Origin of the sequence: Acidipropionibacterium virtanenii (genome assembly GCF_003325455.1) — a bacterium.
Taxonomy (GTDB): Bacteria; Actinomycetota; Actinomycetes; order Propionibacteriales; family Propionibacteriaceae; genus Acidipropionibacterium; species Acidipropionibacterium virtanenii.
Genome location: NZ_CP025198.1, coordinates 2114423 through 2136241 on the forward strand (window position 1 = coordinate 2114423; position 21819 = coordinate 2136241).

Here is a 21819-nt window from a genome sequence, read left to right on the forward strand (position 1 = left end):
ACCTCCCGCCCCTCATCAGCAGGGACCTGTCCGGCTCAACCGGCCTGGCGGATCTCGACGGGTCCGCCTGGCTCGTCCGGGTGGCGGGCCTCCTGCCCGCCGGGATCGAGCGCCCCCGGGTGTGGGTGGCCCCCGATGCCGACGACGCCCCTTGCATCCTGGGCTGGGGGGCGGCCGCCCGGTTCACCGGATCGAGCGCCGGCGGCGTCCTCACCTCATGGGAGGCCTTCCGACAGTGGGCTCGGCACACGGACGCAGATCCCGTCGCACTCGGCTCCTTCCCGTTCGCCCGCGAGCAGACCGGGGACCTGGTGGTACCCGCGGTGACCCTCATCCGCAGGGCCAAGGGCCGGCCGACCGAGGTGCTGTCGAGCCCCGACGCGCCGATGCCTCACCCCGCCGCCGGTCGCGAGGCCCTGCCGGCCGTGCTCACTGAAATCCCACAGCCCGGGGCCGAGGATGCCTGGCGCACCGCCGTGGAGTCAGCGGTTGCCGCTCTGGACGCCGACCCCCGGATGCAGAAAGTGGTGCTGGCCCGCGCTCTGGAGCTGTCAGCCTCGCACCCGATGGACCAGATGGCGGTGGCCACGGCACTGGCGTCCAGATTCACCGGCTGCTGGACCTACGCCCACGACGGACTGGTCGGGGCCACACCCGAACTGCTGGTCGACCTGCGGGCCGGCCGGTTACGCAGCCGGGTGCTGGCCGGCACCCGAAAGCCGGCCTGGTCCGAGGAGCTTCTCAGCGATCCCAAGGAGCAGCGCGAGCACGAGCTCGCGGTCGCCTCGGTGACGCAGGTGCTGGAGTCCGACGGCGTCCTCCCCCGGGTCGACGGGCCGTTCCTGCTGAGACTCCCCAATGTCACCCACCTGGCCACCGACATCACCGCCCAGGCCGGCGGCACCGGTGCGGCACACTTCTCCGCGGCGCGCATAGTGGACGCTCTTCACCCCACCGCCGCCGTCTGCGGCACTCCCCGCGAGGAGGCCTACCGGGTCATCGACCGGGTCGAGGAACTCGACCGTGGACGGTTCTCCGGCCCTGTCGGCTGGATGACGGCCGACGGCTCGGGGCAATGGGGCATCGCGCTGCGCTGCGGCCAGTTCGCACCCGGCTCGCGCAACGTGAAGGTGTTCGCCGGGGCGGGCATCATGCCGTCCTCGGATCCGGCCAAGGAGTGGCTGGAGACGGGCGCCAAGATGGAGGCGTTCCTTCATTCGCTATGAGGGGGACGACCCCCTTCAATCCCCCGGGCGGTAGGTCCGCATCGAATCCCGTCTGCGCCGCAGGCCGGGAGACACCCCTGCACCACCGGGCGGCACCCCCCACCGGTCGGGTATGCGTCGCAGGTCATCCGGTCACAGCGTCGGCAGGGGCACCTCGATGATGCTGCGCCCGCGGATCGGACGGGCCAGCAGTTCCGGAAGGTCATCGACGTCGACCTTGCTGAAGCCGGCCCCGAGAGCCGCGGCAAGGTGCCCCACGTCCAGCACCTGAGGGGTGAGGAAGAACCGTTCCAGAACGGGTCTGGGCGCGCTGCCGTGCTCCAGGCCGCCGAAGATCGCACCGCCGGAATCGTTGAGGACGATCACCTGGAGGTCGGGCTCGTCCTCGAGTCTTCCGGTCATCAGGCCGGTGGCGTCATGGGCCGCGGTGAGGTCCCCCACCACGACGCGCACCGGTCGTCGGAGTCCTGCGGCCAGCCCGACGGCCGTCGACACGGTGCCGTCGATGCCCGCCAGGCCGCGGTTGGCGACGGCGATGGGGGTCCGCGCGCGGGGGACGGCATGACGGTCGAAGGAGCGGATGACCGCCGAGGCCCCGATCATCAGCGCCGGGGTCTGCGGGTCGACGCCCTGCCGGCAGCCCTCGTCCCAGATCAGAGCGCAGGCGCGGTCCTTGGCGGTGGGTTCTTCGCCGTCCCGATCCGCGTCCTTCCATCGCTCCAGCCAGGAGGGGTCCCGCGGCTCTGGACAGGCCACCTCCTCGGGGGGCGTCATGATCGTCGCGCGGCCGGCCACATCGGCCCACCGCGGCGAGTCGGTGATGACGGTGATCTCGGCGGTGGCACCGGTCAGCAGCCGGGAGACCGGCCGGGAGAGGGTGGGGTGTCCGAGCACCAGAACGGCTCGGATCTCATCAGTCAGGCCGGTACCGAGAAGACGCTGGTAATCGGTGACGGCGTTGGGGCCCAGCCGGGCCCCGGAGGTGGGCTCGGCCAGCAGCGGCCATCCGGCCCGCTCCGCCAGCCGGGCGGCCAGCAGGCCGGCGCCGTCTCCGGCGACCACGACGCCGCGGGCCGGCAGCGTCAAACGCCCTCCGCCCGCCGTGCTACCCGACACGTGGATGCCGGTCGGTTCCGGCAACGGGCCCGGGGCCGGGTGATCGACCGGGACGAGGGGGTCCCGGAAGCACACGTCGAGATGCACCGGCCCGGGATCCTGGGTGAGGGTTCCCGATGCTGTGGCGAAGGCACGGCTGATGAGCCCCGTCAGCCGGGAATCGGATGGGTACTCGGCGGGGATCGTCGCCGAGAACCGCGCGGCCCGGCCGTAGATGTTGGACTGCAGGGTGGTCTGGTTGGCGCCGGTGTGCCACATCTCGTGGGGTCTGTCCGCGGTGAGCACCAGCAACGGGATGCCACTGGCATCGGCCTCCAGAACGGCAGGATGGAGGTTCGCGACCGCGGTACCCGATGTGGTGACGACGGCGGCAGGGGCCCGGTCGTCGGCCAGCACCGAGGCTCGTGACAGTCCCAGGGCTGTGAAGGCGGCCGAACGCTCGTCGATGCGCACATGGACGCGCAGCCAGCCGGCCTTTTCGGCCGCGGCGAGCGCGTAGCCCAGGGGGGCGTCGCGGGAGCCGGGGCAGTACACGACCTCGCGCAGCCCTTGGGCCACCAGTGCCCTCACCAGGCGGCGGGATCGCTGGGCGGATTCTGCCTCAGGCATCGAGGGCCTCCATCATCTCCGCCAGTCGGGCGGCCCAGCGGGCGCACAGCTCCTCGTCGCCGGTCTGCACACCGGACGTGTCAACCTCGGCCCGTCGCACCGGGATGGAGCCGTTCTCGGGTGTGATCGAGGCCTCGGTGACGTCGCCGGTGAACAGCCGGGTGGTGGCCAGTCCGCAGGCGTGGTCGAGCCGTGGCAGGGCTGCCGCCAGGTGGGCCGCCAGGCCGATGCCGACGCCGGTGTCCAGGGCCGAGGAGACGATGGCGGGCAGCCCGGCCTCCTCGACGACGCGCAGGGCCCGCCGCACCCCGCCCAGGGGCTGGGCCTTGACGATGATGAGATCTGCGGCCCCGGCACGGGCCACCGCCAGGGGGTCCTCGGCGCGGCGCACCGACTCGTCGGCGGCGATGGGCACGTCGACGCGGCGCCTCACCGCGGCCAGGTCGGCGACGCTCGGGCAGGGCTGCTCGGCGTACTCCAGCTCCCCGGCGGCGCGGCGGAGCTCACCGATCGCCGCGACGGCCTCATCGACCGTCCAGGCCGCGTTGGCGTCGATCCTGATGCGGCCGTCCGGGCCGAGGGCGTCGCGGACCGCCTCGAGGCGCGCGCAGTCCGCCGACAGCCGGGAGCGCGGATCGGCGACCTTCACCTTGGCCGTGGCGCACCCCGAGGAGGCGACGATGCGGTGCGCCTGCCCGGGATCGACGACGGGGACGGTGGCGTTGACCGGGATGCGGTCGCGCAGCGGGTCCGGAAGCGACGACGTCGCCCCCTCGAGGCCGGCCCGCAGCCAGGCCGAGGACTCGGCGGCGTCGTAGTCCCAGAACGGCGAGGTCTCCCCCCAGCCGGCCGGGCCGTGGAGCAGCAGACCGTCGCGGACGTCGATGCGACGGAACCGGACGGTGAGCGGCACGCGGTAGACCAGCAGGTCGTCGATCCCCCTGTCGACCAGACGTGCGGGTACGGGGAGCCGGTGGAGGATCAGTGTCACGGCGCCATCGTAGGACGGATCACCGTGCCGCAATCACTGGCACAGTGGTCCCCACGACGAGAGGAAGGCACCAACATGACCACCGCATCGAGATCCTGGCCCGAACAGCTCGCCGCACAGCTGCGATGGCACTGGGACAATCAGCTGCACGCACGGCTGACCGGCCTGACCGACGAGGAGTACTTCTGGGAGCCCGTCGCCGACTGCTGGAGCGTGCGCCCGCGCGGCACCGGCACCGCCCAGATGCAGGCCGGGTCGGGGGAGATGACGATCGACTTCGCGTTCCCCGAACCCTCCCCCGCCCCGTTCACCACCATCGCCTGGCGGCTGGGCCATGTGATCGTCGGGGTGCTCGGGGCGCGCAACGGCCTGCACTTCGGCCACGAGCAGGTCACCTACGACTCGTTCGAGTACGCGCCGACCGCCGACGAGGCGCTGGCGCAGCTGGAGCGGGAGTACCAGCGCTGGACGGACGGCGTCGCGGCGATGGGCGAGGACGAGCTCTGGGCTCCCTGCGGCCCCGGTGAGGGGGCATGGGCCGATCATCCGATGGCCGAGCTGGTGCTCCACATCAACCGGGAGGTCATTCACCATCTCTCCGAGGTCTGCCTGCTGCGCGACCTCCACCTCCACACCATCGGCACGCAGAGCGCGTCATGAGCAGAGCGTTCCAGGTGACCTTCGACACCCACGACCCGATCGCCGTGTCCAGATTCTGGGCCGAGGTGCTCGGCTATATCCTCCCGGGCCGCGGCTGTACGTCCAGAAGGTCCCCGAGGGCAACGAGCTCTGCCTCGACTGAATCCGGTATTGGTACCATTTTGGTATGACTACTCAGATCGCGGTCCGCCTTCCCGACGACGTCGTCTCATGGGTCGATTCCCAGGTGAGCGGCGGCGCGGCGCCCAGTCGTGCCGCCGTCGTCTCCCACGCCCTCGAACGAGAGTTTCGCCGCGCCGCGGCCGAACGCGATGCACAGATCCTCCGGGAGAATCCGAACGACGACCTGGACGGTTTCGTGTCCTGGACTGCGGAGCATTTCACCATGGACGAGGATCCGGAGTCATGAGGCCGATCCATCTCGCCCGCATCGAGAAGACACGCCCGGTCCTCGTCCTCACCCGGGACCTCGCGCGCCCGGCCATGTCGAAGGTGACCGTGGCACCCATCACATCGACTGTCAAAGGACTGTCGACCGAGGTGCCGGTGGGTCCGGCGAACGGCCTGGACCACGACTGCGTCGTGAGCTGTGACAACATCGCCACGATCTCCACGACGAATCTTGGCCGCCAGATCGGATGGTTCACCGATCAGCAGGAAAGGGCGCTGGCCGCGGCGCTCGTCGTCGCCTTCGACCTGGACCTCCCTCTCATCAGCTGATCAATGATGAGCAACGAGAGGCCCTACTTCTTCTCGGAGGTCTCTCCTGTCCTCAGCGCCGCGACGAAGGCCTCCTGAGGCACCTCCACCGAGCCGACGACCTTCATCCGCTTCTTGCCGGCCTTCTGCTTCTCCAGGAGCTTGCGCTTGCGGGAGATGTCGCCGCCGTAGCACTTGGCCAGGACGTCCTTGCGGACCGCGCGGATCGTCTCGCGGGCGATCACCCGCGAGCCGATGGCCGCCTGGATCGGCACCTCGAACTGCTGGCGCGGGATGAGCTCCTTGAGCTTGCCCGCCATCGCCACCCCGTAGGCGTAGGCCTTGTCGCGGTGGACGATCGAGGAGAAGGCGTCGACCGGTTCGCTGTTGAGCAGGATGTCGACCTTCACCAGGTCGGAGGCCTGCTCGCCGGCGTCGTGGTAGTCCAGCGAGGCGTAGCCCTTGGTCCTGGACTTCAGCACATCGAAGAAGTCGAAGACGATCTCCGACAGGGGCATCGTGTAGCGGATCTCCACCCTGCTCTCTGACAGGTAGTCCATCCCCTTCTGGACGCCGCGGCGCTGCTGGCACATCTCCAGAATCGGGCCGATGAACTCGCTGGGAGTGAGGATCGTGGCGTCGACCACGGGTTCGTACACCTCGGCGATGCGCCCCTCGGTCGGGTACTCCGAGGGGTTCGTGACATGAACCTGCGATCCGTCCTCCATCACCACCCGGTAGATCACCGACGGAGCGGTGGAGATGAGATCCAGATCGAACTCGCGTTCCAGGCGCTCGCGCACGATCTCCATGTGCAGCAGGCCCAGGAACCCGACCCGGAAGCCGAACCCCAGGGCGGTGGAGGATTCCGGCTCGTAGACCAGGGATGCGTCGTTGAGCTGGAGCTTGTCCAGGGCGTCGCGAAGCTCTGGGAAGTCCTTGGCATCGATGGGGAAGAGCCCGGAGTAGACCATCGGACGGGGCGGGGCGTATCCACCGAGATCCTCGGGCGAAGGGTCGGCGGCCCGCGTGACCGTGTCGCCGACCCGGGACTGGCGGACATCCTTGACCCCGGTGATGATGTAACCCACCTCGCCGGCGCCCAGGCCCTCGGCGGGCACCATCTCCGGGGAGATGACGCCCATCTCGAGTACCTCGTGGGTGGCACGGGTGCTCATCATGAGCACCTTCTCCCGGGTGCGCAGCTCCCCGTCGACCACCCGCACATAGGTGACGACGCCGCGGTAGGTGTCGTAGACCGAGTCGAAGATCAGCGCCCTGGCCGGGCCGCCGTCAACGCCCCGGGGGCCGGGGACCCGGGAGACGATCGTGTCGAGCAGTTCGGGCACCCCGTCGCCGGTCTTGGCGGAGACCTTGAGGATGTCGGCGGGGTCGCATCCGATGATGCCGGCGATCTCCGCGGCGTGCTTCTCAGGTTCGGCTCCGGGCAGGTCGATCTTGTTGAGGACCGGGATGATCTCCAGATCGGCCTCCAGGGCCAGGTACAGATTGGCCAGCGTCTGGGCCTCGATGCCCTGGGCGGCGTCGACAAGCAGCACCGCCCCCTCGCAGGCCTGCAGGGAGCGTTCCACCTCGTAGGTGAAGTCGACGTGGCCGGGGGTGTCGATCATGTTGAGGATGTGGACGCTCCCGTCCACCGCCCAGGGCATCCGCACCGCCTGGGACTTGATGGTGATGCCGCGTTCCCGCTCGATGTCCATCCGGTCGAGGTACTGTGCCCGGGCACTACGCTCGTCCAGCACCCCGGTGAGTTGCAGCATCCGGTCGGCCAGCGTGGACTTGCCGTGGTCGATATGGGCGATGATGCAGAAATTCCGGATCAGCGGGGGCTCGGTCGCCCCCGGCTGTGGGACGTTCGCAACGGTGGGCGCGGGCATCTGCTCCCTCGGTCTGGTCGGTCGGTGATGGACGCCGCCCAGTCTCTCACGACCACGGAGACGCCGTGGATTTGGAGCGTCCTGCCCCGACTGGTAGCGTTTCCTGTCGCGTCGTGCCACGGCGTATACCCACGTACATCTACAGGAAACACGAGGCTGCCCAGTGCCCAACATCAAGTCCCAGGTCAAGCGCGTCAGGACCAACGAGAAGGCCCGTCAGCGCAACAGGGCCGTCAAGTCGGCCCTGCGCACCTACGTGCGCAACTTCCGTCGCGCCGCCGAGGCCGGCGACCAGGACAAGGCTGCCGAGTACGCCAGGATCGCCAACCGGCAGCTCGACAAGGCTGCCTCGAAGGGCGTCATCCACAAGAACCAGGCCGCCAACCGCAAGTCCGCAATCTCCAAGAAGCTGGACTCGCTGGCCGCCTGAGCGCACCCGCGCATACAGCGCCTCGACCCACTGGGTGGTCGAGGCGCTTGTTGTGTTCCCGTCGTCTGATGCCGTCGCGCCTCCCGTTCCGCATTGATTCTCAGCGCGAGCGCGTCGGCAGAGCGCCCCGCCGGGCGGCGTCAACCTCCAGGAGTACTGCCTCGAGGGCGTACTCGGCGTCGACCGATGCTCCCTTGACGCCGGCATCGGCGCGGGCGACCGCCGTGATCGCGTGCGCCAGGCCGGCCTTGTTCCATGCCCTGGCGATCCTCGAGTACTCCTTGATCTTGCCGGGATAGGTGCCGATGGCCTTGGCGATGTCCATGTCGCTCATCCGTGCGGTGCGCAGGTCCAGGTACAGGCCGAGGCCGCGCAGCCCGAAGGACAGCGCGCTGGTGACCTGGACCGGGGCCGTACCGGTGGACAGGGCCCATCTCAGCTGCTCCAGGGCACGGGCGACGTCGCCGGCCAGCAGCGCGTCGCTGACCGCATAGCCCTTCACCTCGGCACGCCCGCCGAAGTAGGTGGTCACGGCCTGGGCGTCTATCCGGGGGCTCTCGCAGTCGGACTCGAGCTGGGCGAGCGCCGATGACAGTGTTCTCAGATCGTTGCCCAGGGCACGGTGGAGCGCCTCAGCGGCCTGCCCGTCCATCTGGAGACCGTTGGCGCGGGCCTCGTCGCGGATGAAGTCGGGGATCTTCCACGGCTTCGGGGCCCCGGCGTCGACCCTCTCGACGCCGGCCTTGCGAAGCCTGTCCACCAGTCCCCTGCCCTTGGTCCCGCCCGGATGGACGAGCACCAGGCAGAGTTCGGCAGGCGGATTCGCGGCGGTGGCTGCGACCATCTCGAACAGGTCCTTGTCGACGTCGCAGAGCTCGGTGACAACCAGGACGGTGGCCTCGCTGAACAGGGACCCGCCGCTGGCCTCGAGGAAGGCTGCGCCGTCCATCCCGGTTCCGGACAGTCTCACGACCTCGGCGGCCGGGTCCTGCGCCCGCGCGGCACGGATTCGGCGGGCGACGGCCCGGTCGGAGAGCAGGGTCTCCGGCCCATGCACCAGAAGCGTGCTCCCGAATACGGATTCCTCGAATGCGCGCCCCTGCTGCGCCGCCGGCGCCGTCCCGGACACACCTCTGCCACCTCGACCAGTCACGGCCACCAGCATGCCAGCTCGCACCGACACCGTTCACCCCGTATCCGGACGCAGACCCCACCCGCCCGAGGTCGCAAGGGGTCGTCCCTTTGCAACTAGTGCTTATGCAACCAGGTGAGCCTCTTCTGGAGCAGCGCCATCGGGGCGGCGTCGTTCTTCTCGCCGGGGATCTCCCGGTAGAGCTGGCCCCACGCGGCCTGCGGGGACAACGCATGATCACGGGCGTAATCCAGGACGGCGGTGGAGATCTCCCGGCGCATCTCGTGGGGGTCGCTGATCTCGTCGTAGACCGATCCTCCGGAACGCTGCAGGGCGACCAGATCCTCTCGTCTCTCCTGGCGCTCATCGGCCTCGCGTGCGGCCCGGGATGCGCGGCGGGCGGAGGCCACAGCCTTGGCCTTCTCGGCACGGGCCTTCTCGTCGCGGGCGAACAGGGCCCGTTCCTGATCGGGTGTGAGCAGCCCGTCGAGGGCGAACAGACCCCCGTCGTCGACGGGTTCGGAGTAGGTGTCGATGACCTCGCCGAGGATCGCGTCGGAGGCCACGGCACGCCATCCCTGTCCCTCGGGGCCGGGCTCGCTGCGCTCCCTGGCCGCCTCCTCCAGCAGATCGCCCTCCTGGGGCGGGCCGATGACGTGATCGCGCTCCTCCTCCATCTCGGAGGCCAGCGCCAGCAGTCGGGTGACGGTGGGCAGGAAGACGGTGGCCCTCTCCCGCCGGTTGCGGGCGCGCACCACCCGGCCGACCATCTGGGCGAAGAAGAGCGGGGTGGAGGCGGTGGTGGAGTAGATGAGGACGGCCGCGTCGGGCACGTCGACGCCCTCGGTGATGAGCCGTACGCAGACCGCGCAGATCCTGTCGGGGTCGTCGCGGTACTCGGCGAGCTTGCGGGCCGATGCGGCGTCCTCGGACAGGATGACGCTCGGCTCGTCCCCGGTGACCTGGGCCCACACCTCGGCGTACTCCTTGGCGATCTCCTGGTTCGAGGCCGGGATGAGCACCTTCGCGTGGGGAATGCGGCCCGAGTCCCGCAGCCTGCCGACCCTGGCCCAGGCGGCCGCCATGACATGGGCGATCCATTCCCCGTCGGAGTCCAGGGCAGTGCGCCAGGCCATCTCCTCGGAGGTCCTGGTGAGCTCAGTGTCGCCCAGGATGGCGGTGTGCTCCTCCCCCGCGGAGTCGTTCCAGGTGGAGCGGCCCGAATAGGTGGCGAAGGTCACCGGGCGCACCACGCCGTCTCGCAGAGCGTCGGCGTAGCCGTAGCTGTGGTCGGAGACCGATTCGAGGATTCCTTCGCCGACGTCCTCGTAGCGGACGTGGGCGATCTTCGCCTCATCGGAGCGGAACGGGGTACCGGTGACGCCGATCCGCCGGTTGGCACCGGAGAACGCGTCGATGACGGCCGACCCCCAGCTCATCTGATCGCCGGCGTGATGGATCTCGTCGAAGATCACCAGGGTGCGGTGGCTGGTGGCCCTGGCCGCATGCACCGCGGGCTTCTGGGCCACCTGGGCGTAGGTGACGACGCATCCGTGGGCATCGGGTGGAAGCTTCTCCGAGTTGGGGGTGTCGCGCAGGTCGAAGCCGAGGGCGCCGGCGGCCCCGATCCACTGGGTGCGCAGATGGTCGGTCGGGCACACGACGATGACCCGGTTGATGACATGTGTCTGCCACAGGTGCGCGGCGACGGCCAGGGTGAATGTCGTCTTGCCGGCACCGGGGGTGGCGCACTCGAGCCAGTCCCTGGGATCGGCGGCGATGTACTTGTCCAGAGCCTCCCGCTGCCATGTGCGCAGCCGGACCGGCATCCTCGGGCCTTTGGCCGTGAAGCGTGAAACCACCTGTCCCCTTCCCCGTCATGGGCACATCCGTTGATCCGGCACCCGACCCGCACGGGTGTGGTGCCAGCGGACAACCGTAGCCCACCCGCCCGACATCTCCGCAACGTCGCGACCTTCAACGTCGGGTGCGCACCGAGAGCGCATCTCCTGAGCCCGTCATCCCAGAGCCCCCCGCGCGCGACAGCAGGACGGTGCCCTGCTGGTCCGTCCGCGAGATCGTCATGCCGAGTCGGGCCGCCAGGGCGAGAGCGGCGCGCGACGGGTGTCCGTAGCCGTTGTCGACCCCTGCCGAGGCCACGACGGCGCGGGCCCCGGTGAGGCGCCAAAACAGTTCGTCCTGTCTCGATGAACCGTGATGGGGCATCACGAGCACATCCGCCCGTAGCGGCGATCCGGTGCGCCTGGCCCTGGCCTGGCCTTCCGGCTCGGCGTCTCCAGGCAGCAGGGCCGTCAGCCCGCCGGACTCGGCGCGGATGATCACCGAGGAGTCGTTCTCGGCCGAGGACTCCACGTTCTTCTCGTCGCTTGCCTGCTGCGGGACGCCGGGAGCCCCGGAACTCACCACCTGGATCCGGGCCTGTCCCAGAGTCAGGGCGTCCCCGGCACGGGCCGTGCGGACGGCTGCCCCGGCTCCACGGGCCGCAGCGGCGACCCGGGACGCGTCTGCTGCCGGGGAGGCCAGCGGGGAGACGAGCACCAGATCGGGATGGCGATCGAATGCGGCCGACAGTCCGCCGACGTGGTCGGCGTGGTAATGGCTGGCGATGATCACCGGCAGGCTGCGGATCCCCAGCCCCGCGAGGCAGTCGGCCAGCGGCTCCGGCTCCGGCCCGGCGTCGATGAGCACCGCGGAGTACCGGTCGGCGCGCACCAGGGCGGCGCTGCCCTGTCCGACGTCGCAGATCGCCACCTGCCAGGGGCCGGGCCAGCCGGGTACCGGCGGGCGGATCACAGATGCGGCCAGCACCAGGACGCCGGCGAGGACGGCCCGCAGCGGCGAACTCAGCAGCCACGGCGTCAGTAGCGCCAGGCCCAGGCACAGGCCGGCCAGGACCGCCAGCGTCACAGGACGGGCCGGCCAGCTCAACGCCGCGGCCGGAGCCCGGGCGCCCGCCGCGGCGATCATGAGGATCGGCTGGACGCACCAGCCCGCGAGCCATCCGGGGACGATGCCCAATGGCGCCCACAGGGCCCCGAGCAGGGCCGCGGCCATGCCGAGAGCGGTCGCCGGGGCCACGAACGGGGCGGCCGTGAGGTTGGCGATCAGTCCCGTGGTGCTCACCTGTCCCGACAGCCACGTGATCGCCGGCTGGGTGGCCAGCTGGGCGGCCCAGGGCACCACGACCGCCCGAGCCAGGTTCTCCGGCATCCAGGCCGACATGGCGCGGGCCCATCCGGTGGTCCACCACAGGATGCCGGCAGTGGCGCAGACTGACAGCCAGAATCCCACCGATCGGCTCAGCCACGGGTCGACCAGCATCAACGACATCACGGCCACGCACAGGGCCCGGAGGCCGGCGGCGCGGTCGAAGGACAGCCCGGCGGCCGCCAGCGTCACCACTCCCATGGCCGCGGCCCGCACCACCGAGGGCTCCGACCTGCAGACGATGACGAAGCCCGCCACCCCGACCACCGACAGCGCCCTCAGCGGGCGTCGTCGCAGACCCAGCCAGGATCCGGCCCACCACAGCAGCGCGGTGGTGGAGGCCAGGTTCGCCCCCGAGACGGCCATCAGGTGAGTCAGGGCGGTGGCCCGGAACTCCTGGTCGATCTCGTCGCTGACCGCCGAGGTGTCGCCCACCACCAGGGACGGCACCAGGGCCCGCTGGTCGGCGCTGTTGAACCGGACGGAGGCGACCAGAGCCCCCCGGATCCGGTTGACCCCACGGTCCAGCGCCCCGGGGGAGGCCAGGGTCCGCGGTGGCGAGCGCAGCCTCAGAACGGCCGCCGTGGGATCGCGACGCTCGGAGGGCGCCAGCACCCCGGCGAGTTCCACCCGGGCTCCCACCGGCAGTCGTGCCGCGGCGGCGCGGGTGGCCCCGGAGGCTGAGACCAGGACGGGCGCCGTCTGGGTGACCCGGGCGCCCCGGGCGCGCACCTGCTCGGCGGTGAGGCTGATCAGTACCGCCTCGGGGAGGGAGCCGTGAGCGCTGAGGGCCCGCGGGTCCGAGGCGATCCGTCCGGTCACGGTGACAGCGGCCCGGTCCCGGGCCAGTGAGGCGATGGCCGAGTCGTCCAGTCGATCGACGCGCATCCACGAGGCGAGGGCCACCACGGCGAGTACCGCCGCAGCGGCGCACACCGGCCAGCGGCGTCGCCAGGCTGCGATCAGGCAGGCGACCACGGCCGCGGTGGCCAGCCCGGTCATGACACGATCCGCCGCGGTGGTGGCCACCACCGCCGCGATCACCGCCGACACCGCCAGCGGAAGGGTTCTCAGATCCGGGCGGGGCGCCGGAGGCGGATCAGACTCGGACATGGTCCTTGATCCGGGCGTAGGTCTTGGGGCCGATGCCGTCGATCTCCTGGAGCTCGGAGACGTCGGTGAACCGGCCGTGGGTCGTTCGCCAGGCCAGGATCTTCGCGGCGGTGGCCGGGCCGACACCATCGAGCGTCTGGAGCTGGTCGGAGGTGGCGGAGTTGAGATCGATGCGCTGGTCCGCAGGATTCGCGGAAGATCCCGGCATGGTGGTCGAGGAGCTCGCTGCCGCGGGCGATGTCCCGGCCGCCTGGGCGTCGGGCCCGACGATCCGTCCGTTTCCCGATGCCGGGATCTGCACCTGACACCCGTCGCACACGGGTGCGGCGAGGTTCAGATCGCCCGGATGGGCTCCCCGCGTCAGGCCGCCCGCCGCCCGCAGGGCATCGACGACCCGGGCGCCGGCGGTCAGGGCGTAGACGTCGGGGCGGGCGACCTTCCCGGTGACATGCACCCGGATGGTCGCCGCGGGACTGGCCGGGGACAGGGACGACGAACTGCTGGGCGACGAGACCGGGGCGGCGGCCGGGGACACCGATGCGACGAGCGGCACGACGGTGGCCCGGGAGCGCATCAGCATCACGGCCACCACGGTGAGCACCAGGACGAGCACGATCCCCAGGGCCGACAGGTGGGTGCGGCCGAGGACAAGCGGGGGTCTGGCCCGCGGTGCGGGGCCGGCGCCGTCCTCGGCAGCACCGACATCCGGTTCGGGTTGTGTGTCCGGCCCGTCCCGTCCGGTGCCATGGCGGGGCCCCACATCGCGGGCGGGCAGCCCGGCGAGCAGGTCCTCGAGTCTGTCGCGGTAACTGTCGTGAGTGTTCTTCACACCCCAGTTATCGCTGCCGGACACCCCGATTTGCTCGATCGCCGGGAATCTGTGGAAACAGCGGGCGCCGGTCCCGGGAGTTTTCCACAGGATCGGCGCCCGCTGTCGTCACTTCACGACGGAGTCACTTCACGACGATGGAGATCATCTTCGGGAGACGGGCGATGACCTTGACGATCTGCTTGTCGCCGATGTGCCGCTTGACGTTGGGATCGGCGGTGGCGGCGGCCACGGCGTCGGCCTCGGCGATGTCGGGGGGCACCTGGATCTTGCCGCGCACCTTCCCGGCGACCTGCACCACCATCGTCACCTCGTCGGCGACCAGCAGTGCGGGGTCCGCAGTGGGCCAGGAGGAATTGGCCACCGACGGCTCGTTGCCGATGGCGGCCCACATCTCCTCGGCGACGTACGGCGCGAACATCGACAGCGCCTGGGCGGTGAAGGACACCGCCTCGCGCACGGCCGGGTCGGCGGGTCCGCAGCCCGAGTCGATGGCCTTGCGGGTGGCGTTGACGAGTTCCATGATCCTGGCGACCACCACATTGAACCGGCCGGACTCCAGCAGATCGGTGATCTCGGCGACAGCGTGGTGGGTGGCGCGCCTCAGAGTGAGGTCCCCGGCGGCGGGATCGGCGTCGGAGGGGGCGGTGACATCGGCGGCCACCCGGTAGGCCCGCTGGAGGAATTTCAGGATCGAGGCCGGGGACACGTCGGCCCAGTCGATGTCCTCCTCCGGCGGCCCTGCGAAGATCACCGTGGTGCGCACGGCGTCGACCCCGAAGGCGTCGATCTGCTTGCCGAGATCCACCCCGTTGCCCAGGGACTTCGACATCGCCCGGCCCTGGTTGATCACCTGGCCCTGGTTCATGAGGGCCGAGAAGGGCTCGTCGAAGTCGATCATGCCCATGTCGTGCAGCACCTTGGTGAAGAACCGGGAGTACAGCAGGTGCATGGTGGCGTGCTCGACGCCGCCGACATACTGAGCCACCGGCATCCAGCGCCTCACGGCCTCGGGGTCGAAGGGCCCGTCGGAGTAGTGCGGGGAGCAGTAGCGGATGAAGTACCACGAGGAGTCCACGAAGGTGTCCATCGTGTCGGTGTCGCGTTCGGCGGGGCCGCCGCACTTCGGGCAGGAGACCTCGCGCCAGGCGCGGGCCTCCTCGCCGGCCAGCGGGGAGACGCCCTTGGGAGCCAGGTCGGCGCCGCGCAGGTCGGGGAGTCTGACCGGCAGCTGGTCGTCGGGCACCGGCACGTCGCCGCAGGCCGCGCAGTGGATGACGGGGATCGGGCATCCCCAGAACCGCTGGCGGCTGAGCAGCCAGTCGCGCAGCCGGTAGGTGATGGTGGCCTCGCCGATGTGGTTGTCGTCGAGGAAGCGGCAGATCCGGGAGATGCCCTCGGCCTTGTTGGCCAGCCCGTCCAGGTCGCCGGAGTTCTGGTAGGCGCCGTCGCCGGTGGTGGCGATCCCGGACTCGCGGGGGTCGGCCTCCCCGGTGTCGATGACCGGGATCACCTCGATGCCGTACTTGTTGGCGAAGTCGAGATCGCGCTGGTCATGGGCCGGCACCGCCATGATGGCGCCGGTGCCGTAGTCGGACAGCACGTAGTCGGCGGCCCACACCGGGATCTTCGCGCCGTTGACGGGGTTGGTCGCCATGACGCCCAGGTCGACGCCGGTCTTGACGTGCTCGGTGGACTGCCGTTCGATCTCAGTCTTCTTCTTGACCGCCTCCAGATACTCCTCGAAGGCGGGACGCCGTTCATCGGAGACCACCTCGTCGGCCAGGGCCGAATCAGGGGCGACCACCATGAAGGTGGCGCCGTAGAGGGTGTCGGGGCGGGTGGTGAAGACCCGCACCGGCTCGTCGTGGCCGTCGATGCGGAAGTCGACGTAGGCACCCTCGGAGCGGCCGATCCAGTTGCGCTGCATCGCCAGGACGCGCTCGGGCCAGTGGCCCTCGATCTCGCCCATGTCGTCCAGCAGCCGCTGGGCGTAGTCGGTGATACGGAAGTACCACTGGTTCAGCTGGCGCTTGGTGACGACGGCGCCGCAGCGCTCGCAGCGTCCCTCCTTGACCTGCTCGTTGGCCAGCACGGTCTGGTCGTGGGGGCACCAGTTGGCCCAGGAGTCCTTGCGGTAAGCCAGGCCGCGCTCCTTGAAGCGCAGGAACAGCCACTGGGTCCAGCGGTAGTACTCCTCGTCGGAGGTGTGCAGCCGCTTGCTCCAGTCGAAGGAGATGCCGTAGCGGCGGAAGGACGCCGCCTGGGTGTCGATATTGGCGTAGGTCCACTCGGCGGGGTGGGTGCCGTGGTTGATGGCGGCGTTCTCGGCGGGCAGCCCGAAGGAGTCCCAGCCGACCGGGTGCATGACGTCGTAGCCCTTCAGCCGCCAGTAGCGGGCCACCACGTCGCCGATGGCGAAGGCCTCCGCATGGCCCATGTGCAGGTCGCCCGAGGGGTAGGCGAACATGTCGAGCATGTATCGACGTTCTTTCGACCCGTCGTCGAGCGCGGCGAAGGTCCCGTGCTCTGACCAGTAGCGGGACCACTTCTCCTGGGCCGCCGCGGCGTCATATCCCGCTCGGCTCGTCTCCACGCCGTCGCTCACCGTCACACCTCTCGTCGAATGGCTGCCAGGTCCGGCAGCCACATACCCGACGAATCCTAGCGAAGACGCCGTGGCGGGCGGAGATCCGCCCGCCGCCTGACCGTCTCACCCGCGACGGCGCCTCCGGTCTGAGCGGCGTCCGGGCCCTCCACCGGCCCGGCGTCGGCGCTGTGGCCCCGATCTGCCGGGCCTCTGCCGGGGACCGGGCCTGTCGGGCGGCTCCTGGACGCCGGTGAGATCCGCCAGGATCCCCGCGGCGAGCAGGTTGGGGTCCGGGTTGATGTCGAGCCAGTCGGCGGGGTGGAGGACGCTGCGCTGGAGGAAGTCCAGGGCTCCGAAGAGGTTGTCCTTCGGGTCCAGCCTGGCCGCCCTCTCCAGGCAGCAGCTCTCCAGGGCTCCGTCGCCGGCCAACCATGCCGCCAGCCCGCACAGCATCAGGGGCCGGGTGGCCAGTTCTTCGGGGGTGTGGGCGAGCACCGCAGTCCACACCTCCAGCAGCGGGCGGGCAGCGCTCTGGCAGGTGGAGACCCACACCGTCGTGGCGAGGCGGTCGTCGGCCAGCAGGCAGGCGATCCGCAGCGCCGCCTCGGGGCCGGGCGGGGTCTGTGTCCCGAAGGCCTGCCCGACGATCTCGGTGAGGGCCTCGGTCGCCTCGTCGTTGGTGAGGCCGGCGGCGAAGGCACGGGCCTGTTCCAGGAGCTGCGACTCCGAGGCGAGCAGCTCGGCATCGGGGCCGGAGACGGTGGCGGCGAGGGTCTTGCGGTCGGTGAGCACGCCCAGGCCCCGGTACACCGCCTCCGCCTGGATCGCGGCGTCGGTCTGGATCTGATGACCGTCGACGCACTCGGGCCGGTCCTCGCAGTAGAGGCTCCACCAGCGGTCGCCGTCGGTGGCGATGGCATCGCAGATGCGATCGGGGCCGAGGCCGGCCTGGGCGAGCAGGAGCACGCTGCGCGCGTGATCGATGTCGCGGGAGTAGGCGATCACCAGGAACTCTGCATCGGGGAATCTCAGGGCGACCGGGCCCAGCTGATGGGCGAATCCAGCGGGACTGTCCACCTGGTCGAGGGAGGCGCGCACCGTCACCTCGAGAGTGGGGCCGACCACCAGGACGATCAGGTCCTCCTCGGGCCGGTAACCCAGCAGGTGGGGGACGATGCTGATGGCCTGGTCGACGGATCGGATCCGGACGGGGGGCATGGAATCTGTGTCTGTTCTCACACCCCAGTTATCGTGGCCGCGGAGCCGATCTGTCGCTCCGGCGCAGATCTGTGGATAACTTCTCGGATTCGTCATGAACGGCCCGGCCTGTGGACGACGTATCGTGTGAGCCCTATGACTTCGCCGCAGTGGCCCGGCCCGGATCATGGACGCCCGGCCAGTATCGACCAGTACGCACCGCCTCGCCGACGCGGCAGGTGGCTTCTCGTCGCCGCCATCGTCGTGGTGGCCACAGTCGGCCTGGTGCTCGCGGCCACACAGCTCAACCGCCCGTCGCAGCCCACGGCGACCTCCTCGTCCTCGGCGTCGTCGGCCACCCCGGCCAGGACCGTTGCGGTCCCCACGCCGGGTGCCGACGCCAGCTCGATACCCTTCGTGTCCAGCAGCGACGGGGCCGAGGGCACGTGGACCATCACGAAGGTGACGTGGAGCGATGTCGGCGTCGAGGTCTCGATGCGCATCAAGGTCACCCGGGGGACGCTCAGCGGCTATTCCTTCTACGTCATGGAGAACGAGTCCACCCGGATTCACGAGACTGAACCGCAGGGGTGGCCCGATGACATCTCCGGGGGCACCATCGAGTCCGGGCGGACGGAGACAGGACGAGTCTTCTTCGAGATGCCCAAGGAGGAGTCCACCATCGTGCTGGCCCATGAGAACGGGTTGAGCCCGATCACGGCTCTGATCCTTCCGACCTGAGCGCCCTGGAACCCGCACGCCGGTAGGATCTGCTGACCGTCCGCACCGAACGACGTCCCCTTTTCTCGACGAGGAGTCCGCACCATGCCGTCCTTCCAGCAGCCTCTCGACCCGTCACAGCTCGACCGCATCGAGTCCAAGCTCGATGCGATCATCGCCGCTCTCGCCATCCCGGTCGACCTGCCTCCCGCCCCCCAGCCCTCGACAATGGATCAGGACCTGCGCAGCATCCGGATGCAGGAGGGTCCGATCCAGGCGATCAAGCGGTGCCGGGAGATGACCGGCTGGGGCCTCAAGGAGGCCAAGCTGTACGTCGAGGCCCTCTGATCCGGATGATCGGGGCGGGCGGACTCTCAGTCGCAGCCCTCGACCCCGCAGGACTCCCCGGCGGGACCGCTCACCGGCACCAGCGGGGACTTCTCGGTGAGATTCCACACCTGCTCGAGAACGTCGACGAGGGTGTCGACGGGCTGGGCGCCCGAGACGGAGTACTGGCCGGCGAGCACGAAGGTCGGCACTGCGGAGATCCCGTGGTCCCGGGCCCGGTCCTCGTCGGCGCGCACCTCGTCCGCATATCTGTCGGAGGTCAGGACGGTGTCCACCTCGTCGGTGTCCAGGCCGATGCCCACGGCCAGATCCCGCAGCACCCGGTGGTCACCGACGGCCTGTCCGTCAGTGAAGTAGGCCTTCTCGAAGGCGGTCTGAGCCTCTTCCGACAGGCCTCGTGCGGCCGCGAGGTGGGCGAGGCGGTGTGCGTCGAAGGTGTTGGCCGGGTGGGCGTCGCGCCAGTTGAACTCGAGACCGACGGCCCCCATCGCCTCGGCGACCTGCTGCTGGTTGGCCTCGGCCTCATCCCGGGTCATCTGGTACTTGGCGGCGAGCTGATCGGTGAGGTCGGCCTGAGGATCATTGACGGCCCCCGGGTCGAGTTCGAAGCTCCGCCAGACGACCTCGACCTGGTCGGCGTGATCGAAGCGCTCGAGTGCGAGCTGGAGATGGCGTCCTCCGATGTAGCAGAAGGGGCAGACGATGTCGGACCAGATGTCGATTCTCACCTCTGCGCAACGCTGCTCAACGGCGTGAGATTCCCGACCCCCGTTCAGCGGTGCCCGGCCGGCAGATGCGTCCAGGTGCCGACCGCGGTCCCCCGGTTCGCCAGGATGCAGGACTTCGTGGAGGATCCGCCCCGCACCTGGCTGGAACGCATGTTCCACCTGGTCCGCCACATGGAGATGCCGCACGGCGGACACTTCGCCGCGCTGGAGGCGCCGGACCTCCTGGCCGAGGACCTGCTGGCATTCACGAGTTCACTCGATCAGGGATGAGATCCTGTCCCCACCGGTCTTGGAAGGGAGAACCGCAATGTCCGTCTACCTGACCAGCGATCTCCACATCAGTCACCGCAAGGTCGCGGGCATCCGCGGCTTCGACGATCTGGCCGCACATGACCGGACCGTCATGTCGAGCCTGCACAAGAAGTTGAGAGCCGAGGACGACCTGTGGATCCTGGGCGACCTGTCGGCCAGCACCGACGGCGAGGCGGAAGCGCTGGCGCTGCTGGCCGAACTTCCCTGCCGGCTGCACCTGGTGTGCGGCAATCACGACCGTGTCTCGGCCATCCACCGCGACGGCTGGAAGCACCAGCGCCGGTTCATGGAGGTGTTCACCTCGGTCTCCGAGTTCGCCCGGCGCCGCGGCCCCGACGGGGTTCAGGTGCTGCTGTCCCACTATCCCTACGGGGACGCCGACCACACCGACCGGGCGCGCTACACCCAGTGGCGGCTGCCCGATGAGGGCGCGTGGCTGTGCCACGGCCACACCCACCAGCCCGAGCGCATCTCCGGCCCGCGGCAGATCCACGTCGGCTGGGACGCCTGGCACCGGCCGGTGGCCTGGCACGAGATCGAGAAGATCATCGGCGACCCGCTGGCCCGTCCTCCTGTCCCCTTCGAGGTGTTCCGGCCCGGTGTGTACCTGCACGGCACGAAGGCCACGCTGGCTCCCGGTGACGGGGTCGCCGCCGGACACCGCTCCAATTTCGAGGACGGGCGCGTCAGCAACCACGTGTACATCTCCCAGACCCTGGACGCGGCGGAATGGGGCGCCGAGCTGGCTGTCGGCGACGGCCCGGGACGCATCTACATCGTCGAACCCACCGGCGACGTCGAGGACGACCCGAACGTCACCGACAAGCGCTTTCCTGGCAATCCGACCCTCTCCTTCCGCAGCCGCGAACCGGTGCGCGTGGTCGGCGAGCTGGAGAGCTGGACCGGTCACTCCCCCGCCCAGATCTCGGCCATGCGCGACGGGCTGGCCGAGCTCCGTCGCCGCGGGGAGGCCGTCATCATCGACTGACGACATGCGCCGAACCGATCAGGCATCGGGCGTGACGACCGCCCGGCCCGGCCCGCTGTACGCCCAGGCGCGGTCGACGCGGGACAGTGGGAAGCCGACATACGGCGCATCGAGGGTGCCGTCGGCGATCGACGCGATGATGTGCGGTATCTGCCCGCGGACGGTCTCGAAGGACGTGCCTCCGGCCCCGCTGCCGCTGATGCGTATCCGGCGGCTGCGCAGCAGGTCCGCGGGGACCGTCGCCCCCTGTCCGGCGAGCGCGCCGATCTGCACGTAGGAGATGTCGGTCCGGTCGTCGTCCATCCCGTGCCGACCGAGCGCCGCGAAGGCCGACTCGGCAGCCGCACCCCAGACGTAGTCGAGCACGAGCAGTCTCTCCGGATCGCCGATCTCCCGCGCCAGCGCATCCGCGCCGTCGCTGAGGGGGACCGTGACCGCGCCGAACCCGGCGAGACGGGCGAGGGCCTCGGGATTGCGACCCGCGGCCACCACCCGGTCGGCGCCCATCGTGATCGCCGACTGGACGGCCATCCCGCCCGACATGCCGGTCGCACCCACGACGACGACCGTGCCGAGGCCGCCCGGCCGGTCCCGATGCGCGACGAGCGGCATCCACCCCGACATCCCCGGATTGACGCCGGCCGCGATCGCGAGGGGATCGGCGTCGGGCGGCAGGTCGATGGTCATCGGCATCGCGAGCCGCTCGGCGAAGGTGCCCCACGGCGCCCGGGCACCCGCGGTGTAGACGAGCCGACCCTCCTCCGTGCGGGCCACCGCGTCGATCCCCGGCACCAGGGGGTAAACGCCCTCGCTGCCGTAGTGCGTACCCGCGGCCAACGAGCGCACGACCTGGTGGATGCCCGCGGCCACCAGGGTGAGCGGCTCAAGGCCGGGAGCCGGAGAAGGTTCGGGAAAGTCGCCTGCGGCGGGGCCGGTACCGGGCGCCGGGATGACTGCAGCATGCATGATGCAACTCCTTAACATTGTTAACCTGGCATCAGTGTA

Annotated in this window: 20 protein-coding genes and 1 pseudogene; 10 read left to right on the forward strand and 11 right to left on the reverse strand. The window is 70.1% G+C overall.

Going from position 1 to position 21819, the window contains the following annotated elements; translation table 11 throughout:
- Positions 1–14 precede the first annotated feature (14 nt).
- Positions 15–1226 carry an isochorismate synthase gene (locus JS278_RS09750; protein WP_181833900.1) on the forward strand — a complete coding sequence of 404 codons (1212 nt, stop codon included), beginning with the start codon at positions 15–17 and terminating at the stop codon, positions 1224–1226.
- A gap of 132 nt (positions 1227–1358) precedes the next feature.
- Here the strand turns inward: JS278_RS09750 and menD are convergent, their stop codons facing one another.
- Both menD and JS278_RS09760 read right to left on the reverse strand, forming a co-directional pair.
- Positions 1359–2951, reverse strand: a complete 1593-nt coding sequence (gene menD / locus JS278_RS09755) for a 2-succinyl-5-enolpyruvyl-6-hydroxy-3-cyclohexene-1-carboxylic-acid synthase (RefSeq protein ID WP_114045002.1) — start codon at positions 2949–2951, stop codon at positions 1359–1361.
- The gene (locus JS278_RS09760; protein WP_114045003.1) at positions 2944–3942 is read right to left on the reverse strand and encodes an o-succinylbenzoate synthase; all 999 of its coding nucleotides are present in this window, start codon (positions 3940–3942) and stop codon (positions 2944–2946) included. Before JS278_RS09760 ends, menD begins: the two co-directional genes overlap by 8 nt.
- A gap of 75 nt (positions 3943–4017) precedes the next feature.
- On the opposite strand from JS278_RS09760, the gene JS278_RS09765 reads away from it, so the two are divergent.
- The 3 genes from JS278_RS09765 to JS278_RS09780 all read left to right on the forward strand — a co-directional run bounded on the left by JS278_RS09765 (position 4018) and on the right by JS278_RS09780 (position 5322).
- Positions 4018–4602, forward strand: coding sequence for a DinB family protein (locus tag JS278_RS09765; protein WP_114045004.1), 585 nt, complete (start codon positions 4018–4020; stop codon positions 4600–4602).
- A gap of 166 nt (positions 4603–4768) precedes the next feature.
- A complete protein-coding gene (locus JS278_RS09775; RefSeq protein WP_114045005.1) occupies positions 4769–5011 on the forward strand; it encodes a hypothetical protein in 243 nt (80 codons plus the stop codon).
- Positions 5008–5322, forward strand: a complete 315-nt coding sequence (locus JS278_RS09780) for a type II toxin-antitoxin system PemK/MazF family toxin (RefSeq protein ID WP_114045006.1) — start codon at positions 5008–5010, stop codon at positions 5320–5322. The genes JS278_RS09775 and JS278_RS09780 overlap by 4 nt, the downstream gene beginning before the upstream one ends.
- Before the next feature lie 23 nt (positions 5323–5345).
- On the opposite strand, the gene lepA is transcribed toward JS278_RS09780, so the two are convergent.
- Positions 5346–7199 carry a translation elongation factor 4 gene (gene lepA / locus JS278_RS09785; RefSeq protein WP_114045007.1) on the reverse strand — a complete coding sequence of 618 codons (1854 nt, stop codon included), beginning with the start codon at positions 7197–7199 and terminating at the stop codon, positions 5346–5348.
- A gap of 163 nt (positions 7200–7362) precedes the next feature.
- Between lepA and rpsT the strand changes: the two genes are divergently transcribed.
- Positions 7363–7629: a 30S ribosomal protein S20 gene (rpsT, locus tag JS278_RS09790; protein WP_114045008.1), complete on the forward strand. Its 267-nt coding sequence runs from the start codon at positions 7363–7365 to the stop codon at positions 7627–7629.
- A gap of 100 nt (positions 7630–7729) precedes the next feature.
- Here the strand turns inward: rpsT and holA are convergent, their stop codons facing one another.
- From holA to JS278_RS09820, 6 genes are all read right to left on the reverse strand, one after another.
- On the reverse strand, positions 7730–8758 hold the full coding sequence (holA, locus tag JS278_RS09795; protein ID WP_245935077.1) for a DNA polymerase III subunit delta: 1029 nt from the start codon (positions 8756–8758) through the stop codon (positions 7730–7732).
- 119 nt (positions 8759–8877) lie between these two features.
- Entirely contained in the window at positions 8878–10623 is a 1746-nt protein-coding gene (locus JS278_RS09800; RefSeq protein ID WP_483894254.1) for a DEAD/DEAH box helicase, read from the reverse strand.
- Positions 10624–10738: 115 nt separating this feature from the next.
- Entirely contained in the window at positions 10739–13102 is a 2364-nt protein-coding gene (locus tag JS278_RS09805) for a ComEC/Rec2 family competence protein (protein ID WP_114045011.1), read from the reverse strand.
- The gene (locus JS278_RS09810) at positions 13089–13931 is read right to left on the reverse strand and encodes a ComEA family DNA-binding protein (RefSeq protein WP_114045012.1); all 843 of its coding nucleotides are present in this window, start codon (positions 13929–13931) and stop codon (positions 13089–13091) included. The genes JS278_RS09805 and JS278_RS09810 overlap by 14 nt, the downstream gene beginning before the upstream one ends.
- Before the next feature lie 124 nt (positions 13932–14055).
- Entirely contained in the window at positions 14056–16527 is a 2472-nt protein-coding gene (leuS, locus tag JS278_RS09815) for a leucine--tRNA ligase (RefSeq protein ID WP_425451505.1), read from the reverse strand.
- A gap of 117 nt (positions 16528–16644) precedes the next feature.
- A complete protein-coding gene (locus JS278_RS09820; RefSeq protein ID WP_181833694.1) occupies positions 16645–17739 on the reverse strand; it encodes a DUF4192 domain-containing protein in 1095 nt (364 codons plus the stop codon).
- Between the two features lie 135 nt (positions 17740–17874).
- On the opposite strand from JS278_RS09820, the gene JS278_RS16020 reads away from it, so the two are divergent.
- On the forward strand, positions 17875–18459 hold the full coding sequence (locus JS278_RS16020; RefSeq protein WP_181833695.1) for a hypothetical protein: 585 nt from the start codon (positions 17875–17877) through the stop codon (positions 18457–18459).
- Positions 18460–18543: 84 nt separating this feature from the next.
- Complete coding sequence (locus JS278_RS16025) at positions 18544–18786, forward strand: ribosomal L7/L12 family protein (RefSeq protein WP_181833696.1); 243 nt, start codon at positions 18544–18546, stop codon at positions 18784–18786.
- Positions 18787–18812: 26 nt separating this feature from the next.
- Here the strand turns inward: JS278_RS16025 and JS278_RS09840 are convergent, their stop codons facing one another.
- A complete protein-coding gene (locus tag JS278_RS09840) occupies positions 18813–19514 on the reverse strand; it encodes a DsbA family oxidoreductase (protein ID WP_114045016.1) in 702 nt (233 codons plus the stop codon).
- A gap of 75 nt (positions 19515–19589) precedes the next feature.
- Here JS278_RS09840 and JS278_RS09845 point away from each other — a divergent pair, with 75 nt between their 5' ends.
- From JS278_RS09845 to arr, 3 genes and pseudogenes are all read left to right on the forward strand, one after another.
- On the forward strand, positions 19590–19784 hold the full coding sequence (locus JS278_RS09845) for a hypothetical protein (protein WP_114045017.1): 195 nt from the start codon (positions 19590–19592) through the stop codon (positions 19782–19784).
- Between the two features lie 37 nt (positions 19785–19821).
- Positions 19822–20232, forward strand: a pseudogene (locus JS278_RS16585) (metallophosphoesterase family protein); the annotation flags it as partial.
- Between the two features lie 141 nt (positions 20233–20373).
- Complete coding sequence (gene arr / locus JS278_RS16590; protein WP_281269221.1) at positions 20374–20814, forward strand: NAD(+)--rifampin ADP-ribosyltransferase; 441 nt, start codon at positions 20374–20376, stop codon at positions 20812–20814.
- Between the two features lie 18 nt (positions 20815–20832).
- Here arr and JS278_RS09855 read toward each other — a convergent pair whose 3' ends face one another.
- Positions 20833–21780 (reverse strand): zinc-binding alcohol dehydrogenase family protein, encoded by a 948-nt coding sequence (locus tag JS278_RS09855; RefSeq protein ID WP_245935078.1) that lies wholly within the window; start codon positions 21778–21780, stop codon positions 20833–20835.
- Between the last annotated feature and the right edge of the window lie 39 nt (positions 21781–21819).

Coding starts and splice junctions, on each gene's coding strand:
- JS278_RS09820 (WP_181833694.1), bottom strand. CDS start 17,739: ATGCCCCCCGTCCGGATCCGATCCGTCGACCAGGCCATCAGCATCGTC.
- menD (WP_114045002.1), bottom strand. CDS start 2,951: ATGCCTGAGGCAGAATCCGCCCAGCGATCCCGCCGCCTGGTGAGGGCA.
- JS278_RS09855 (WP_245935078.1), bottom strand. CDS start 21,780: ATGCATGCTGCAGTCATCCCGGCGCCCGGTACCGGCCCCGCCGCAGGC.
- JS278_RS09780 (WP_114045006.1), top strand. CDS start 5,008: ATGAGGCCGATCCATCTCGCCCGCATCGAGAAGACACGCCCGGTCCTC.
- JS278_RS16020 (WP_181833695.1), top strand. CDS start 17,875: ATGACTTCGCCGCAGTGGCCCGGCCCGGATCATGGACGCCCGGCCAGT.
- JS278_RS09765 (WP_114045004.1), top strand. CDS start 4,018: ATGACCACCGCATCGAGATCCTGGCCCGAACAGCTCGCCGCACAGCTG.
- JS278_RS09775 (WP_114045005.1), top strand. CDS start 4,769: ATGACTACTCAGATCGCGGTCCGCCTTCCCGACGACGTCGTCTCATGG.
- lepA (WP_114045007.1), bottom strand. CDS start 7,199: ATGCCCGCGCCCACCGTTGCGAACGTCCCACAGCCGGGGGCGACCGAG.
- JS278_RS16025 (WP_181833696.1), top strand. CDS start 18,544: ATGCCGTCCTTCCAGCAGCCTCTCGACCCGTCACAGCTCGACCGCATC.
- JS278_RS09805 (WP_114045011.1), bottom strand. CDS start 13,102: ATGTCCGAGTCTGATCCGCCTCCGGCGCCCCGCCCGGATCTGAGAACC.